The following is a 17037-nucleotide window of genomic DNA, read 5'->3' on the forward strand; positions in this document are numbered from 1 at the left end:
AGTCAACACAAATAAATCAGTTCTTTAAGGTGTTTTAAGTAAGAGAATTTGTAAATTTAAAGAGACGGCACCTAGATGAGGCCTTTAGCTTCAGTTTGGTGGCTTTTATTCAATTAATAAATAACAAAACTCATGAAAGTAAACGGATATGCTGCGACAGCAGAAAAATCGAAACTAACGCCTTATTCATACGAATTAGGGCCATTAGGTTCAGAAGATGTTGACATTAAAGTGTCTTATTGTGGAATTTGCCATTCCGATTTAAGTATGATTAATAATGAATGGGGCATGTCTCAATATCCTTTTGTTCCTGGTCATGAAATTATTGGAGAAGTTTTAGCGATTGGTGATGCCGTAAAAAACCTAAAAGTTGGAGATCGGGTAGGGTTAGGATGGATGTCATCGTCTTGTATGAGCTGTGAACAATGCATGGATGGATCACATCATCTATGCGGAAGTAGTGAGGCCACTATTGTGGGAAGAAATGGTGGTTTTGCCGATAAGGTTCGCGGACATTGGTCGTGGGTAATTCCCCTTCCCGAAGGCATCGATATGAGTAAGGCTGGACCTTTATTATGCGGAGGTATTACGGTTTTTAATCCGATAATACTTGCTGGCGTAAAACCTACAGATAAAGTTGGTGTGATTGGTATTGGCGGTCTTGGGCATATGGCCATTAAGTTTTTAAAACACTGGGGATGTGAAGTCGTTGCATTTAGCTCTAATCCAAACAAAAAACAGGATATTTTAAATATGGGAGCTAATAAGGTGATTAATTCAAGAGCACCAGAAGAGCTGGAAAGCATCGCTGGGCAACTTAATTTTATATTAAATACCACCAATGTGTCTCTCGATTGGAATTCTTATTTAATGACCCTTGCACCTAAAGGGCGTTTTCATACGGTTGGAGCTGTACTGGAGCCTATGGCTATTCCGGCATTTAGTTTAATTATGGGAGAAAAATCGGTAGGAGGAAGTCCTATTGGTAGTCCTGCACTAACTAAAACCATGCTTGATTTTTGTGTACGTCATGAAATTTATCCACAAGTAGAAGAGTTTTCTATGAGTGATGTTAATGAGGCTATAGCACATTTAGAAGAAGGAAAAGCCCGCTATAGAATTGTCTTGAAAAATTAGTTTAACACAGTGTATTTAACAGATAATAATGGAACGACTCCTCAAAATACTTATGTGTATTTCTTATTTATGCATCATACTTCCGGGTGAACATATTGCGATGCCAATAGGGATGTCTTTAATATTTAGTTTTATGGCTGGTGATGTTTTGGGTGTCATGCTGTCCATACTAATTGTAGCAACACTAATTATGATTTTGTTTACCGCTATAAAATCATTACAAAGGCAACGCCTGATAATCACTTTAGGAGGTGTCATTCTTTTACTTCCTTTAGGTGGTTATTTGTCGTATTTGTATAGTGATAACACTTTTAAGTTTGTAGATGAAACTGTATTTTTTGTTACACTTTCTATATTTTTAGTGCTATATGCTGTAACCTTAGCGTATCTTGGTAGGAAGAGAAAAAGCTCGTTGAAAGAAACTAACAGTTGCTTGAACCATTGTACTGAATAAAACAAAATATTTAATATGACTAATGAGAAAGTTATTATTTGTAGTGATGTAAATGCGCGTGATGGAATCGGAATTTAAATTTATCAAAATGATGAATTGATTATGGAAATATTTCGAGATGATTCAACTAAAAGTAGGACCATCCGACTTTTTAAAGAACATATTTTACTGGATTTAATGGAAAAATATATTGGATACTTTAAGAAAGAAATACCTTGGGATTTTGAAAACCATGCTTGTGTTAAATAAAATACTTCATACACAATATATGGCCAGAATTAAGGCAGATTAAAAACCCTCAGAGCTAGCTGAATCCACTCGGAATTGCTAACTTTAACACGACATTAAAACATCTAAATCCAGAATACATTACGCAACCAAATCCTGTTTAATGCATCTATTATTAAAAACCCACAATGAAACACTTAATAATCCTAATTCTTTTAGCTGTACCTACATTAGCTTTAGCTCAAAAAAACTTTATAGATCAACCTTATGTTGAGACCAATGCCAAAGTAGACACGCTGGTGGTTCCTGATAAAATATTTATGTCTATACTTTTAAATGAAGCCGATAGTAAGAACAAAACGTCTGTTGAAGAGCAGGAAAAAACACTGGAAAAGACGCTAAAGAAACTAAACATCGACACCGAAAAAGACTTGTCCTTACAGGAGTTTTCAAGTAATTTTAAAAATTACTTTTTAAAAGGACAAAATGTCGTAAAATCTAAAATGTATGCGTTAGTGGTAGGCGATGCTGTGACGGCCGGAAAAGTATTAGCCGAGTTAGAATATGTAGATATTTCGAATGTGAGTATAGATCGTACAGAATACTCTAAATCTGAAGCATTGTTATTAGAATTAAAATCTCGTGCCGTAAAGAAATCGCTCGTAACAGCTAAAACCATGGCGAAACCTTTAAACCAGAGTATTGGTAAGGCGCTTTATATTTCAGATGGATATTCCATTACTAATGCCTTGCAAGGAAAAGCTGCAGGTATTCAAATACGAGGGATGGCCAGTAGGTATGAAGCTGAAGTTGCCAATCCTATTAATACCGAATTTCAGAAGGTGAAGTTTGAAGTTTCAGTTAACATCAAATATGCCCTCGAATAACTGCTGTCATTCATAATTATTTAAAATTTATAGCATGAATACGTTACTGTTGTTATATGCTTCTGTTGACGGACAAACATTAAAAATTTGCAACAGCATTGCTGACAATTTAAAAGAAAAAGACGTTAATGTAGAAGTGTTTGAAATTTCAAAGTTTAAAGGGAATTTACTAAACTATTCGTCATTAATCATAGGAGCCAGTATTAGGTATGGCAAGCACCATAAGGCTGTTTCAAATTTTATTGATAAGCATATTGATACCCTGAGACAGATGAAAACGGCATTTTTTTCGGTAAATCTGGTGGCCAGAAAAATAGAAAAAAGCACCTTTGATACCAATCCTTATGTGATTAAGTTTTTTGAAAAGCAAGCTTGGAGACCAGACATTGTAGATGTGTTTGCCGGAAAGTTAGATTATCAGTCGTATTCTTTTTTAGACAGCCTCATGATTAAACTCATCATGAAAATGACCAAAGGCCCAACAAAAACAGAAAAACCTCTGGAGTTTACAGACTGGAATAGAGTAGAGGCGTTTACTGAAAGCATACACCTTGAGTTTCAATAAAGCTATCCATGAGTTGAATAACTAAAATTAGTTTAGTTATTTAACTACAAATAATTATTTCTTTTCTTACTAGTTTTTAGGTTATTGACTACATTTTAATTAATTTAAATGGCGTTATTTTAAACTAATAGGTTAGTTTGGAATAATTTATGATACAACTTATTTAATCTTAAATAATACGTTTCATTAATCTAAAAACATACAGCTATGCAACTAAACAAAATCAGCATTACAATTATGTTCTTTGTAATTCTATTAGCTCAAACGGTAATAGGTCAAAAAATTACAGGCACAGTTTACGACGACACTAAAACACCACTTCCGGGAGCTAACGTTTATGTTAAAGGCACCTCTAAAGGCACTACAACAGATTTTGACGGTAAATACGAGATTGAAATCGATGCAAAACATCAGGTCTTAGTATTTTCTTTTATAGGATATAAAACCAAAGAAGTAAAAGTAAAAGGTAAAACCATTGTTAATGTCACTCTGGAACAAAATTCAGCTACTTTAGATGAAGTTGTGGTAGTAGGTATGGCAGAGTCCAGGATGATGAAGAGGGAGCATGCTGTAGGGTATTCTATTCCACGAATACCACAAAACACAGAAAGTTATGCTGCAATTAAGGAAAATGATTTTAAAGATGTTATTAAAAACCCGTTGTCTACATTTTCAGTAGATGTAGATAAGGCATCTTACAGCAACGTACGTCGTTATATAAATAACGGAAGCTTACCTCCGGCAGATGCTGTTCGGATTGAAGAAATGATAAATTATTTTAATTACGATTATAAAGCGCCTACAGATGATACCCCTTTTAGTATCAATACAGAATTGTCGGCTTGCCCATGGAATAAAGATAATTTGTTATTACATGTCGGGCTACAAGGCAAAAACATACCTATGGATGATTTACCGCCGTCTAATATCGTCTTTCTTTTGGATGTATCGGGTTCTATGAATAGTCCGAATAAGTTACCCTTATTAAAATCTTCATTAAAACTCCTTTTAGAAAGCCTAAGACCAAAGGATCGTGTCGCTATTGTAGTATATGCAGGTAGTTCCGGGTTAGTGTTACCGTCGACCAGTTGTAAGGATAAGAAAACCATTATCGATGCTTTAGAAGGACTAAGTGCAGGCGGATCTACAGCGGGTGGCGAAGGTTTAAAATTAGCTTATAAAATAGCTAATGAGAATTTCATAAAAAAGGGCAATAACCGCATTGTTATGGCTACAGACGGCGATTTTAATGTTGGATTAAGTAGTAATTCTGAAATGGAGCGCTTAATAACCGAAGAACGTGAAAAAGGAATAGCTATTTCGGTTTTAGGTTTTGGGATGGGAAATTATAAGGATGATAAAATGGAAATTATAGCCGATAAAGGTAACGGCAACTATGCGTATATTGATAATTTATTAGAAGCCCGAAAAGTATTGGTGAGTGAATTTGGAGGGACCATGTATACTATTGCAAAAGATGTGAAATTTCAATTAGAGTTTAATCCGGTGCATGTTTCAAAATACAGATTGGTAGGCTATGAAAATCGTTTACTGAATGAAGAAGATTTTGAAGATGATACCAAAGATGCCGGAGAAATAGGTGCGGGACATACAGTTACAGCGTTATATGAAATTATTCCTTCTAAAAACGATAGCGATAAGGAGAATCGTCTAAGATACCAGACATCAGAATTGACAAGTCAGGCTTTAGAAAGCAACGATTTAATCACGCTTAAATTACGTTATAAAAAACCTGACAAAAATAAGAGTTTACTTATTGAGCAATCTGTAAAAAATAAGCCTGTAACGCACACCGAGACAAGTGATAATTTTCGATTCTCCGCATCAGTAGCAGAATTCGGTATGTTGTTAAGAGACTCTAAATATTTAGGGACCGCCACATGGAAAACGGCTTATATACTAGCAAAAGATGCGAAAGGTAGTGATGAGGAAGGCTATCGAGGAGAGATGATACGACTTATAAAAAGCACCGAACTTTTAAGCAGCAATAATCAGGAATAGGACATATTTTTTTTTAATTACAAATATTTATATTGCTTGGTGTAAAATAATCTATATGAACTTTAGTTTTAACAATTCATCTTTTAAACCGATTTTATTTCTATTAATTGGAAGAAACTATCGTATCGTATTAAATTAAGTAAGTTCTAAAAATCCTTCATAAAATTTACAGGTACACCAATTATACATACTCTTATTTCTTACTATGGCTGTTTTAGGTGCTCAAGACATCCAGCTTGATATCTTGAATTGATGCAGGATGAATTGAATGCAGAGCAGTTAGAAAAAGGCTGTCATGTGCAACTTATTTTTTCTAAATAATTTATCTTTATTTAAACATGTAAAACTTAAGCCATGAGCTTTTACAAAACCTTTGAAACCGAGCGACTTATTTTAAAGCCAACAACTACAGAAGATGCTGCCTTTGTTTTAGAGCTATTAAACACCCCTAAATGGTTAAAATATATTGGAGATAGAAAAGTACATACGTTAAGCGAAGCCAAATTATATATAGAAACTAAGATGCTTCCTCAATTAAAAAGACTTGGTTTTGCAAATTATACAGTAATTAGAAAAACCGATCAAGAAAAAATAGGTAGCTGTGGTTTATACGACAGAGAAGGGGTTGAAGGCGTAGATATAGGATTTGCTTTTCTTCCACAGTACGAGAAACAAGGTTATGCTTTTGAAGCTGCTGGAAAAGTGAAAAATATGGCTTTTAATAATTTTGGCTTAACCGAAATTTATGCCATAACAACAAAGGAAAATAGTTCGTCACAAAAGTTACTTGAAAAATTAGGCTTAAAGTTCAAGAAAGTCACCAATATTCCAGGTGATGACGAAGATTTATTGCTATATAAAATTATAAACAAATAAGGATAGAAGCACTAATTAAATATGAATATGTTAAAATGATCATTAGACAACTAAAAATATCAGACAATCCTATTTTGGCAAGTATTATAAAGAACACTTTTACCGAACATCATGCTCCAAAATGTGGCACCGTTTTTTCTGATCCCACAACCGATGATTTATTTACATTATTTAAACAAGAAAACTCAATGTTATGGGTAGCTGAAGATCAAGGAGAAGTATTAGGCTGTTGCGGAATATACCCAACAGAGGGCTTGCCGGAAGGCTATGCGGAACTGGTTAAGTTTTACCTATTACCATCAGCCAGAGGAAAGGGGGTTGGCACTAAACTTATGCAGCAAAATATTGAATCCGCTAAAGCATTAGGGTTTCATCATATTTACCTTGAAAGTTTACCGCATTTCGCAACCGCCGTTAGAATGTATAAAAGATTTGACTTTCACCCCTTAGATAAACCATTAGGACAATCCGGGCATACATCTTGCAATATATGGATGGTAAAGACTATCTAATTAAGTTAAAATTCACCAACAACCAACTAAATAAACAATGAACAGAGATTATCTTTTTACCTCCCGAAGGTTAGGTTTTCGGAATTGGCAAACAAATGATATAAAGGAATTTACAGGAATGAATGCCGATGCCGACGTAATGAAACATTTCCCTAAAACTTTATCTAAAGAGGAAACCAAAGAGTTTGTCGATCGGTTACAAGTCCATTTTAAAACGCATGGTTACAATTATTTTGCCGTCGATATTCTGGAAACAGGAGAATTTATAGGTTTTATTGGTTTAGCCTTTCAAACCTATGCTTCTAGCTTTACACCAGCTGTAGATATAGGTTGGCGTTTAAAAAAGAGAGCGTGGGGAAGAGGCTACGCTACAGAAGGCGCGAAACGATGTCTTCAACTGGCATTTACAGATTTAAATCTAGATCATATTATAGCCACATGTACCAAACAAAATGAGAATTCTGAACACGTAATGAAGAAAATAGGAATGAAAAAAATTTCAGAATTTAATCACCCTAAACTTAAAGAGTATCCAGAATATGAAGTTTGCTTGTGTTATAAAATAACAAAATCCGATTGGACTAAAGCGAACGAATACGTTTAAAGTATACTAGAAACCACCATATCTATTCCATTCAAAATATCCTATTAACAAAAACATCAATACCCTGTTCAAGAGTCAATTAAAGAATTAGTAAACTCCGCTAATAATTTAAACGCCTTTTCTATTTACATTAATGTGCTACAGAATTCATGAAAATTAGGCATGGTTAAAATAACTTGAATTGATAAGGGTTTATTATAATTGCTGGGTATTAAGGATAACGAAATACGGTTTAAAGATCAAATGTTGTTAAAGGCTTTAAGTTTGTTGTCTATCGAAAATTCGTTTAAAATATCAACACATATAGTATTTTGTAAATCAATTTACAGAATAGATAATTTATGAGAACTCCTAAAATTCTAAATATTCTATTGGTTTCAGTAGCCTTGGTTAGTTGCTCGAAAGAAAAGAAAAACATTCCGCCAAATATTGTTATTATTTATGCTGATGATATGGGCTACGGCGATTTAAATATTCAAAATCCGAATTCAAAAATTCCAACCCCTAATTTGGATAATTTGGCAAAAGAAGGCATGCGTTTTACCGATGCTCATAGTTCTTCAGGAATATGTTCACCCAGTCGTTATGCGCTTCTTACGGGGAAATACCACTGGCGAAGCAATCATTTTGGAGTGGTTCAGGCTTTTGGCGCTCCGTTTTTTAAGGCTTCCGATGTAACCTTACCTCAAGTCTTAAAAGCAAAAGCATACACTACAGCCTGTATAGGCAAATGGCACTTAGGTTGGAACTGGAAATTTAAACATGATTCTATTAATTCAAATCGTGTTTTACCAGAAGATATTGACTGGAATCAACCCGTAAAAGGAGGTCCTTTAGATCGTGGGTTTGATTATTATTTTGGTGATGGCACTATTAATTTTCCTCCATATGCATGGGTAGAAAACGACAGAATAATTGAAGCGCCAACCGAAAGTATGACTCGAAAAAATATAGGTTTTCAAGTAAAAGAAGGGCATTGGGAATTTCGTCCTGGGCCTAGAGTTAAAGGATGGAACCCGTATAATGTTTTACCCACCTTAACAAAAAAAACTACCAAGTGGATATCTAGTCAAGATAATAAGCAGCCTTTCTTTTTATATTTTGCCTTGCCATCTCCACATGCTCCTATAATTCCAAATGATGAATTTGATGGAAAATCTGAAGCTGGAGCCTATGGTGATTTTATGGTACAAACCGATTGGGTAGTTGGGCAGGTTTTGAAAGCTTTAAAGGATAATGGTTTTGAAGATAATACTATAGTTATTTTTAGTGCCGATAATGGTCCGGAGCATTATGCATGGCAGCGTGCGGTAGAATACAACCATTTCAGTATGGGCAATTTTAGAGGGTTAAAACGAGATGTTTGGGAAGGAGGACACCATGTTCCTTTCATTGTAAAATGGCCAAGCCATACTAAGCCAGGTTCTGTGTCTGATGAAGTTATTTCTCAAGTGGATATTATGGCTACTTTATCTCATGTAGTTGGTGTCGAACTTCCGGAAAATGCAGCCCCAGATAGTTATAATTTAACACCCATATTAAACGGAGAACATTATAAGAAACCGCTTCGTGAAGCTATTGTGCATAACACCTATGAATCTAAGTGGGGTATAAGAAAAGGGGATTGGCTCTATATTAACAGTGCTTCCGGAGGTCACAGAGAAATGCCTCAAGCGTTTAAAAACCTTACTGGATACACAGATTTTGAAACGGAAGGTATCCTGTTTAATATGAAAGACGATCCTGAACAGCGAACAAACTTATTTGAAAAGTACCCAGAAAAAATTAATGAATTAGAAAATTTACTTTCAAACTATCGTGAACAAGGATACTCCGTAAATAAAGCAACAAACTAACAACTATTTTTAAAACAATAAACTAAAACTAAATGAAGGTCATTTTTCTTAATTTATGTTCAGTATTAATTCTTTTTAACTGTACTCAAAAAAAACAAGAATCCCTAAGCGTTCAAGCAGTACCCATTGATGGTCGCGTAGCAGGCAATATTATTGTTGGACCATCAGTATTAAATGATCCTGATAGATTTGTTTGGGGCGGCAGTGTTGTAAAAGGAGATGATGATAAATACCATATGCTGTATTCTACCTGGGAGTGCGGAGATTCGATTCCATCATTTTCAAATTCCTGGGTGCTTAATTCTAAAATAGCTTACGCGGTTTCAGATTATCCTGATAGAGATTTTAAATTTCAAAAAATTGTGTTACGAGGAAAAGCGTTAGAAGGAGATTCTACAGCCTGGGACGCACAAATGGTTCATAACCCGCATATAAAGAAGTTTAATAATAAGTACTATCTATATTATGGCGCCGGAAAAGATCCGGGGATGCAACCTGTAGGTTCAAAAGGCGAACATGTAAATAAACGAAACCGGGTTCAGCAAAGTCAATGTATTGGCGTTATTGAATTTAATAGTTTTGAAGATTTGATGAACGGAAAATACAAACGTTTCGATACACCGCTTTTAAAACCTAGAACCCGTGTAAAACCTAATAATATTGTTAATCCTTCACCAGAAGGCACAGCGCCTAAGCCCGATAATATTATAGTAGTTAACCCTTCGGTTGTACAGCGTCCATCAGATGGAAAGTATCTGTTATATTTTAAAGGTAACTTTTATAACCCCGGATGGCGAGGAGTCCATGGTGTTGCAATTGGTGATTCTCCAATAGGTCCTTTTACAGCAACCGACGACTTTGTATTTGATATTAGAAACAAAGATGGCACGATTGCCAGTGGGGAAGATCCTTATGTATGGTATCACAATACAAATAAAAAGTTTTATGTTGTACTTAAGGATTTTACGGGGAAAATTACAACAGGTCAACCAGGCTTGGCATTATTGGAGTCTATTGATGGTATAAAATGGACAAAACCAAAAGAATCCTTTTTTTTAAAAAAGGAAGTCATTCTTAAATCTGGAGACACGCTTCATGTAAATCGTTTAGAACGTCCGCAACTTTTAATTGATGAAGACGGGACACCTAAGGTGCTGTATTCAGCATGTGCTTTGATTAACGTAAATCCCACTCAAAAAGGAGAGTCGTTTAATGTACATATCCCATTAAAACATTAATATAATTTGTAATTTATGAGTCAATTGCGTTTAGTTTTTTTACTGTTATTATATGTATGCACTTTTGTTTCATGTACAAATAAAACGAACACAAAAACAAAGCTATTTCCTGAAAAAATTAGCATTTCCGGTAGAAATTTTATCGATCAAAGCGGTCGTCATATCATATTGAATGGGGTTAACTTAGTTAATAAAAATAAAATATCTAATTACAGATGGGACTCTGATTCACTTTCATTTTCAAACTTTAAAAAATGGGGAATAAATGTAGTTAGGTTGGGCGTTATATGAGACGGACTTGAGCCAGAACCTGGAAAATTTAGTGAATCTTATTTGAAATATTTGGACAGACAGATTGAATACGCCACCAAAGCTGGCGTGTTTGTTTATTTGGATATGCATCAAGATTTATTCAGTGTGAAATATAGCGATGGTGCTCCTGAATGGGCCACGCTAGATGAAAGCAAGCCACATTATGAAGGGGAAGTTTGGAGCGACGCTTACCTGATTAGTCCAGCTGTACAAGCGGCATGGGATAATTTTTGGGACAACAAAATGGTTGATAATGGTATGGGAATTCAGGATCATTATGCCAGAGTTTGGGAAGTACTTGCTAATCGATATAAAGAAAACTCAACTGTTATAGGCTACGACTTAATGAATGAACCTTTTCCTGGATCTGAGGCTCAACTGTATCTGCCAAAATTATTTTTAAGTTATACGCAGGTGTTTAAGGAGAAAACGGGTAAAACAATTAACATTGAAGAGGTAGCTAAAATGTGGTCTTCAAGCTCTGGACGATATAAAGCCCTCGAACTTCTGAATGATCAAGAAACTTTTCTTAAAGTAATGGATGGTGTGCATGAACTCCATAGTGCTTTTGAAAAAAACAAATTACAACTCTTTTATGAAAAAATAGCAGCTCAAATTCGGGCGATTGACAAGGATAAAATCTTATTTATAAATCACAGTTATTTTTGTAATAGTGGCGTAAACACTGCTCTGAAGCCTTTAAAAATAAATAATCAAAAAGATTCTTTAGTGGCCTATGCAGCACATGTTTATGATTTATTAGTTGACACTAATAATATGGAAAACTCAAGTAGCCATCGCTTAGAAGGGATTTTTGGAAATATTTCAAAAAACGCGAAAAGAATAAATTTACCTGTATTAATAGGTGAGTGGGGCGCCCTACATAGTGACTCAAATGCGATGTTGAAAATAGCACAAACTAATATTAACCTAATAAATAACTATAAATTCAGTAATACGTATTGGGCATATTACCCTGGCACAGAAAATGATTTGTATTTTAAAGAAGCAATTATTCGTCCATATCCCTATGCTATTTCGGGTGAACTTTTATCATATAATTATGACCTCAATTCTCATGAATTTTATTGTGAATGGAATGAATTGAAAGACATAAAAGAACCAACCATTTTTTATTTACCGAATATAAATAAAGCTCATGTGGAATTTGATTGTGCTTACAAGATAAAACCTATAGAAAACTCAAATGTTGGCTATCTTACAATTAATAATTTAGATGCTAAAAAGAAAACACAAAGAGTTATTAGAATAATGTGGAATTAAAACACAGCTAGTCATTCATTAAATTATCAATCGCACCTCACCAAGTTCTTCAATCGTCATACTCTTTATTGGAATTATAAAATTTTATTACAACTGGTGAATATAGTTTTTTGCTATTTCATGTTAAATAAAAATTATTTATTCTTGTAAAATTTCATTTATTATAGTAGTAATTTTCCTTCCCCTTGAGAATTGAGTATTTAAAAATTTCTAATCAATGATGCGGAATATTAAAATTATAAGAGACATAAAAAAACTGTCTATTTTAATAAGGTTTAAGTTATACTTAAACCTTATTTTGTTTGTTTATATTTATTATAGTTATATTCTATTTAATTAAGGTTTATATATTGATTTTACTAATAACAATAAAGAAGGTGTTATTGGTCTATAAAATCATTCCGTTAATATATTTTAACTTTTAGAATATCTATTACCCATGGAATATAAATAGCATATTATTACCTTTGAATTATATTTTAATACTAGACTTATAAATATTTAGCTTTATGCCTGCAGGAAACCAAAAGTCAAAGTTTCTCGGAATGTCTTTAACCAAAACAATGAAACGCTTGGTAATTGTATGCTTTAGTATATTGATGGTAGCCGCACTATTTCTTGCAATTTCTCCATCTATTATTCGAAATCAATTGGAGAAACACGGTAAAGAATGGGTTGGTAGAAAGCTAGAAATTAAGGACTTGTCTGTAAATTATTTCACCTCTACAATAACGCTAAGTGGAGCAACAATGTTTGAAGCTAATGATAAGGATAAGTTTGTTTCTTTGGATAGTCTTATTCTTGATGTAGATCCTTTAGAATACTTTTCTTCATCTATAGTAGTGGAGCAACTATATATTAAAAACCTTTGGGTAAACATTTCTCAGAAAGATTCGATTTTCAATTTTGATGATTTAATTGCTTTTCACAAAACTGAAAGTGATACAGTTACCAAACCAGATAGCGACAAGAAAGCTTACCTCTTTAGTCTGTCTGATTTAAATCTAAACGGAGGTACCTTAATATATAATGATCAAACACACAATGTAACTCAGACTTTAAATAATTTATCCTTTTATTTACCTCATGTAGAATGGGGAAGAGGCTCCAGTAAAATGGATGCTTCATTTAAACTTACCGAAGGAGGACAGTTTGGAATTACTTCGGAATTTGACTCAGAAAAAGGGGATTATTTAGTTCATTTAACTATCGATAATCTTGACATTTCATCATTTACTCCATACACTAAGGAGCATCTTAACATTTCAAAAATGGAAGGATTAGCTTCAGGAAAAGTTGATATTTCAGGAAACTTGAATAACTTAAAAACGATAGATATTACAGGTAATTCTTCTTTAGAGGGCTTTGCTTTAACCGATGCTACCGGTGAGAAATTTTTAGCAGCACATAACATCGTTTGTCCTATTGAAAAAGTGATGCCTATGCAGTCAGTGTATCAGTTAGGAGATATCAGAATACAAGAACCTATAATTGATTTTCAGCTATTTAAAGACTCCAATAATTTTTATCGTTCTTTTGGTTTAGATACTACTGAAAGCTCATCGGAGCCTAATGTAACATCTGAAGACCACAAGGAGCCACCTGTAAAGTTTAGTGTAAAATCTATTCATTTAGAAAAAGGTAAATTAAATTTTACCGACCACACCACGGCAACGCCTTTCGTCTATAACTTCTCTAAAGTAAAGATGGATTTCAACGAAATTAAAAGTGATTCCGATTGGGTTAATGGCAAGGCTTCTATGGTTTTAAATGAACGTGGACAATTAGTAGCAGACATTGGATTTAACCCTAGTGATGCAGCTATGAATATGAAGGTAAATTATGTGATTTCAGACTTTCAGTTAAGCGATTTAAACATTTATTCAATGGAATACACCGGTTATCCTATTCTTTATGGAGATATGTATTATAAAGGAATCATTGATATTAACCAGGGAAAACTTAATCTGGAAAACAAATTAATTGTGCATCATGCAGAAGTTGGTAATAAAAAAGGAAGTCCGTTTTATAATTTACCATTAAAAGTGGCATTATTTATATTAAAAGATAAGGACGGTGTAATTAATATGGATATTCCTGTGAGAGGTGATTTAAACGATCCTGAAATTGATATTCGAAAAATAATATGGCGAACGTTCGGTAACTTTCTGGTAAAAACCGTAACGTCTCCGTTCAGAGCGCTCTCAAATCTTATAAATGTAGATCCAACTGATATTAAAGAGATTAATTATACTTACATGGATACAACACTTGTTAACCGCAAAGAACATCAACTTGACTTATTAAGAAAGCTCGAAAAAAACAAACCTGGTTTAGATATTGAATTGGTATATTTTAATGATAAAAACAAGCAAAAAGAAGAAATTTCCAAAGCATTAAAACTGGTAGATACTACAGAAATCAATGCAGTATCAAAGGCTTTTGATTCTATACGGGTAGCTAGTGTTAAAACTTATTTAACGCAACAATCTAACGATAGCACAAAAATTAAAATAACAATTCCATCTCCAACAAACCTTAAAAATACTGGATCTCAACCTGTTTTTGAGATTAAATATAAAATGCAAGGAGAATCAGATTTTGAAATAGAAGAAGTAGAATTCAATTAATACTTTTCTATTCTACTGAATTTCGATTTAATTTGAGCTCCATTTTTTGCCCATTTATAAAAAGGAACTATGATACCTGCTGCAATAATACAAAAGGCAAGTAAAAAAATATTTTTAGGGGTTGTAAATGTTTTTTCTGAAATAAAAACAGCAAGAATTAGTAATACAGATAAAGGTAATGATAAAGCTAAAAGAGATAAGGCATAATCTATGTCAAATGTTTTTTGCCCATCCTTCAAGTCGATTTCTTTAGAGGTAATACTGGAAATATGAGCAAAAGGCCAGAAACTGCATGCGCTTAAAGAAAAAACTAGCATGAATAAAACATCATCACTAACCGTAAATTGAACCAGAGAAACTATACATCCTACCAAAAGAAGCGTTACACCGTACCTTAGCATGAGTAATGAAAATATTTGAATGAAGGATTTTCTTTTTACTTTAATTGCTAAGCCAATAAAAAGTAATACCATTGGAGTAAGCATGGCTGCAAGCCTATTCAAATTATCCTGTAAAAATATAGGTAAATCATAAAACGATATTCCAAATATTAAGAAAATTAATGCAATAACTATAAGAATGTTTATAGGTTCAAACAGCATTACTTTTCCTAAGGATTTAATTTTCTCTTTTAAAGGTTCTTGTCTATCTGAATGGTTCCTGTAATACCATTTTATAGCAACAATATATAATATAAAAAGAACAAAAAATTTGTTTCCTAAATCAGCCATTGCCGCCTTTGCTAAATAAGAATCCCCTAAGAATTCGAAAATAAATGGGAAACAGGACAGACCAGGAGCTAAGGATGGTAATAATAATTTAGCGGTATTGACTTGAGGCTTATCTTTAATATCTAAAAAGATTAGAAGAGTTGGGGTTATAACAAATAACAACATATTCAACCCTAAAGCTAAAAAAGGAAGCAAAATTAAGTTGGCTTGTAAATTAATTTTTAACAGCGATATAAATATTGTTGCAGGTAGAGCCAACAACAGTATGATTTTTTTCAACCCATTCAACTCCTCCCTGTTGCTAAATTTTCTCTTTAATAAAACTCCAATAAGGATAAATGAGATAAAAGAAATAATTTTAGTTATAGATTCAGACATTAAGCAAATATTTCATCCATTGCGTTGGTAAAAAGTTTCATTTCATCAAGAGTCCCCATACTAACTCGACACCAATTTTTACCCCAGAAAGTAAAAGCTCTAACTCCAACTTGCTTACTGTATATTTTCTCTAAAAATTCTTTACCATCCATATTAATTTCAAAAATTATAAAGTTGGTTTGAGATGGCATGTATTTAAATCCTTTGCTATCTAAATAAGCTTTAGTGTAATCACGTGCTTCGGCTATTTTAGATTTGGTCATTTTTAAAAATTCATTTCCTTTTAAACTGGTTGTTGCCGCCATAATAGAAGGTCCTGTAATCCCCATACCACCACGTGTAATTTGGTTAATTTTATCAATGGTTTCTTCTTTACCAACCAAATACCCAATTCGCAAACCAGCCATTCCGTGTATTTTTGAAAATGTTCTGGCAACCATTACATCTTTTCCCTCGCTAATCAAACTCACCATACTATCTTTTAAGCCATTGTCAGATAGTTCGATATAAGCTTCATCGACAAAAACAGGTACCTTTTCAGAAATTTTACTACAAAATCTTTTTAGTTTATCTACATTAGTTATTGTGCCGGTGGGATTATTTGGGTTACATATATAAACAAGTTTAGTATTTTTATCTATAGCGGCGGCCATGGCTTCTAAATCATGCTGATAATCGTTAAGGAGTTTAAAAGATCTCCATCGACCTCCAACAGACTCTGATACATTTATTAAGGACATATAACTCGGATCTGCACTAATTACATCGCCTCCATGTTGAAAAAACACCATTCCAACTTTCTCCAAAATATCTGACGACCCAGGAGCCATTAATATTTGTTCCGGCTTAACATTTTCTTTCTCTGCAATTATTTCTATTAAATTATTTAGTGTCGACCAGGCATATCTGTTTCCTGAAAACACTTCTTCTTGAAAAGCTTTAGCAGCAAGGGGTGGGGGACCGTATGGATTTTCATTAGCCCTTAATATCGCTTTAAGTTTAGGTTCAAATACACTTGGAGGTGTAAATTCATTAAAACTATTATCAGTTCTGTACAAAAAAGTACTATTGTTAGCCTGGGCAATTTTTACAGACTCCGCCCAAACGTCAGAAGGTACCATTGCCAAACCTGCCAATGTTAGCGAACCCTTTTTTAACCAATCTCGTCTACTAATGTTATGAGTTTTCATTTTTAAGCTTTTAATTATTTGCTAATTTAATATTATAAGTCGTTGAAAATATAAAGAATTTTACCTTAAAAGTGTATTTTGTTAACTTTTATGTATTGTTTTCTGATTTTTGTTAAAAAAACAACAATTGTAT

At 33.5% G+C, this 17037-nt stretch carries 15 protein-coding genes and 1 pseudogene; 14 read left to right on the forward strand and 2 right to left on the reverse strand.

The window, feature by feature from the left end; all coding sequences use genetic code 11:
• Positions 1-132 precede the first annotated feature (132 nt).
• The 14 genes and pseudogenes from RBH94_RS13600 (at position 133) to RBH94_RS13665 (ending at position 14605) form a co-directional block, all read left to right on the forward strand.
• The gene (locus RBH94_RS13600) at positions 133-1137 is read left to right on the forward strand and encodes an NAD(P)-dependent alcohol dehydrogenase (RefSeq protein ID WP_307881395.1); all 1005 of its coding nucleotides are present in this window, start codon (positions 133-135) and stop codon (positions 1135-1137) included.
• Positions 1138-1165: 28 nt separating this feature from the next.
• Positions 1166-1591, forward strand: coding sequence for a hypothetical protein (locus tag RBH94_RS13605; RefSeq protein WP_307881396.1), 426 nt, complete (start codon positions 1166-1168; stop codon positions 1589-1591).
• A 102-nt stretch (positions 1592-1693) separates the two neighbouring features.
• Positions 1694-1840 (forward strand): hypothetical protein, encoded by a 147-nt coding sequence (locus RBH94_RS13610; protein WP_307881397.1) that lies wholly within the window; start codon positions 1694-1696, stop codon positions 1838-1840.
• Between the two features lie 167 nt (positions 1841-2007).
• A complete protein-coding gene (locus RBH94_RS13615) occupies positions 2008-2706 on the forward strand; it encodes an SIMPL domain-containing protein (protein ID WP_307881398.1) in 699 nt (232 codons plus the stop codon).
• Between the two features lie 34 nt (positions 2707-2740).
• On the forward strand, positions 2741-3271 hold the full coding sequence (gene hemG / locus RBH94_RS13620) for a menaquinone-dependent protoporphyrinogen IX dehydrogenase (protein ID WP_307881399.1): 531 nt from the start codon (positions 2741-2743) through the stop codon (positions 3269-3271).
• Between the two features lie 207 nt (positions 3272-3478).
• Positions 3479-5293: a VWA domain-containing protein gene (locus tag RBH94_RS13625; RefSeq protein ID WP_307881400.1), complete on the forward strand. Its 1815-nt coding sequence runs from the start codon at positions 3479-3481 to the stop codon at positions 5291-5293.
• A 354-nt stretch (positions 5294-5647) separates the two neighbouring features.
• Complete coding sequence (locus tag RBH94_RS13630; RefSeq protein WP_307881401.1) at positions 5648-6169, forward strand: GNAT family N-acetyltransferase; 522 nt, start codon at positions 5648-5650, stop codon at positions 6167-6169.
• A gap of 35 nt (positions 6170-6204) precedes the next feature.
• Entirely contained in the window at positions 6205-6681 is a 477-nt protein-coding gene (locus RBH94_RS13635; RefSeq protein WP_307881402.1) for a GNAT family N-acetyltransferase, read from the forward strand.
• 37 nt (positions 6682-6718) lie between these two features.
• Entirely contained in the window at positions 6719-7285 is a 567-nt protein-coding gene (locus RBH94_RS13640) for a GNAT family N-acetyltransferase (protein ID WP_307881403.1), read from the forward strand.
• Between the two features lie 341 nt (positions 7286-7626).
• Positions 7627-9141, forward strand: coding sequence for an arylsulfatase (locus RBH94_RS13645; protein ID WP_307881404.1), 1515 nt, complete (start codon positions 7627-7629; stop codon positions 9139-9141).
• Between the two features lie 32 nt (positions 9142-9173).
• Positions 9174-10379 carry a glycoside hydrolase family protein gene (locus RBH94_RS13650; RefSeq protein WP_307881405.1) on the forward strand — a complete coding sequence of 402 codons (1206 nt, stop codon included), beginning with the start codon at positions 9174-9176 and terminating at the stop codon, positions 10377-10379.
• A 324-nt stretch (positions 10380-10703) separates the two neighbouring features.
• Positions 10704-11654: pseudogene (locus tag RBH94_RS16080) on the forward strand (glycoside hydrolase family 5 protein); the annotation flags it as partial.
• Between the two features lie 30 nt (positions 11655-11684).
• Entirely contained in the window at positions 11685-11975 is a 291-nt protein-coding gene (locus RBH94_RS16085) for a hypothetical protein (protein ID WP_374047741.1), read from the forward strand.
• 563 nt (positions 11976-12538) lie between these two features.
• The gene (locus RBH94_RS13665; protein ID WP_307881406.1) at positions 12539-14605 is read left to right on the forward strand and encodes a DUF748 domain-containing protein; all 2067 of its coding nucleotides are present in this window, start codon (positions 12539-12541) and stop codon (positions 14603-14605) included.
• On the opposite strand, the gene RBH94_RS13670 is transcribed toward RBH94_RS13665, so the two are convergent.
• Both RBH94_RS13670 and RBH94_RS13675 read right to left on the reverse strand, forming a co-directional pair.
• Positions 14602-15714 (reverse strand): permease, encoded by a 1113-nt coding sequence (locus RBH94_RS13670; protein WP_307881407.1) that lies wholly within the window; start codon positions 15712-15714, stop codon positions 14602-14604. The genes RBH94_RS13665 and RBH94_RS13670 overlap by 4 nt on opposite strands.
• Complete coding sequence (locus tag RBH94_RS13675; RefSeq protein WP_307881408.1) at positions 15714-16904, reverse strand: histidinol-phosphate transaminase; 1191 nt, start codon at positions 16902-16904, stop codon at positions 15714-15716. The genes RBH94_RS13670 and RBH94_RS13675 overlap by 1 nt, the downstream gene beginning before the upstream one ends.
• Between the last annotated feature and the right edge of the window lie 133 nt (positions 16905-17037).

The organism is Aestuariibaculum sp. YM273, assembly GCF_030908365.1.
Taxonomy (GTDB): Bacteria; Bacteroidota; Bacteroidia; order Flavobacteriales; family Flavobacteriaceae; genus Aestuariibaculum; species Aestuariibaculum marinum.

Coding starts and splice junctions, on each gene's coding strand:
- RBH94_RS13600 (WP_307881395.1), top strand. CDS start 133: ATGAAAGTAAACGGATATGCTGCGACAGCAGAAAAATCGAAACTAACG.
- RBH94_RS13605 (WP_307881396.1), top strand. CDS start 1,166: ATGGAACGACTCCTCAAAATACTTATGTGTATTTCTTATTTATGCATC.
- RBH94_RS13610 (WP_307881397.1), top strand. CDS start 1,694: ATGGAAATATTTCGAGATGATTCAACTAAAAGTAGGACCATCCGACTT.
- RBH94_RS13615 (WP_307881398.1), top strand. CDS start 2,008: ATGAAACACTTAATAATCCTAATTCTTTTAGCTGTACCTACATTAGCT.
- hemG (WP_307881399.1), top strand. CDS start 2,741: ATGAATACGTTACTGTTGTTATATGCTTCTGTTGACGGACAAACATTA.
- RBH94_RS13625 (WP_307881400.1), top strand. CDS start 3,479: ATGCAACTAAACAAAATCAGCATTACAATTATGTTCTTTGTAATTCTA.
- RBH94_RS13630 (WP_307881401.1), top strand. CDS start 5,648: ATGAGCTTTTACAAAACCTTTGAAACCGAGCGACTTATTTTAAAGCCA.
- RBH94_RS13635 (WP_307881402.1), top strand. CDS start 6,205: ATGATCATTAGACAACTAAAAATATCAGACAATCCTATTTTGGCAAGT.
- RBH94_RS13640 (WP_307881403.1), top strand. CDS start 6,719: ATGAACAGAGATTATCTTTTTACCTCCCGAAGGTTAGGTTTTCGGAAT.
- RBH94_RS13645 (WP_307881404.1), top strand. CDS start 7,627: ATGAGAACTCCTAAAATTCTAAATATTCTATTGGTTTCAGTAGCCTTG.
- RBH94_RS13650 (WP_307881405.1), top strand. CDS start 9,174: ATGAAGGTCATTTTTCTTAATTTATGTTCAGTATTAATTCTTTTTAAC.
- RBH94_RS13665 (WP_307881406.1), top strand. CDS start 12,539: ATGAAACGCTTGGTAATTGTATGCTTTAGTATATTGATGGTAGCCGCA.
- RBH94_RS13670 (WP_307881407.1), bottom strand. CDS start 15,714: ATGTCTGAATCTATAACTAAAATTATTTCTTTTATCTCATTTATCCTT.
- RBH94_RS13675 (WP_307881408.1), bottom strand. CDS start 16,904: ATGAAAACTCATAACATTAGTAGACGAGATTGGTTAAAAAAGGGTTCG.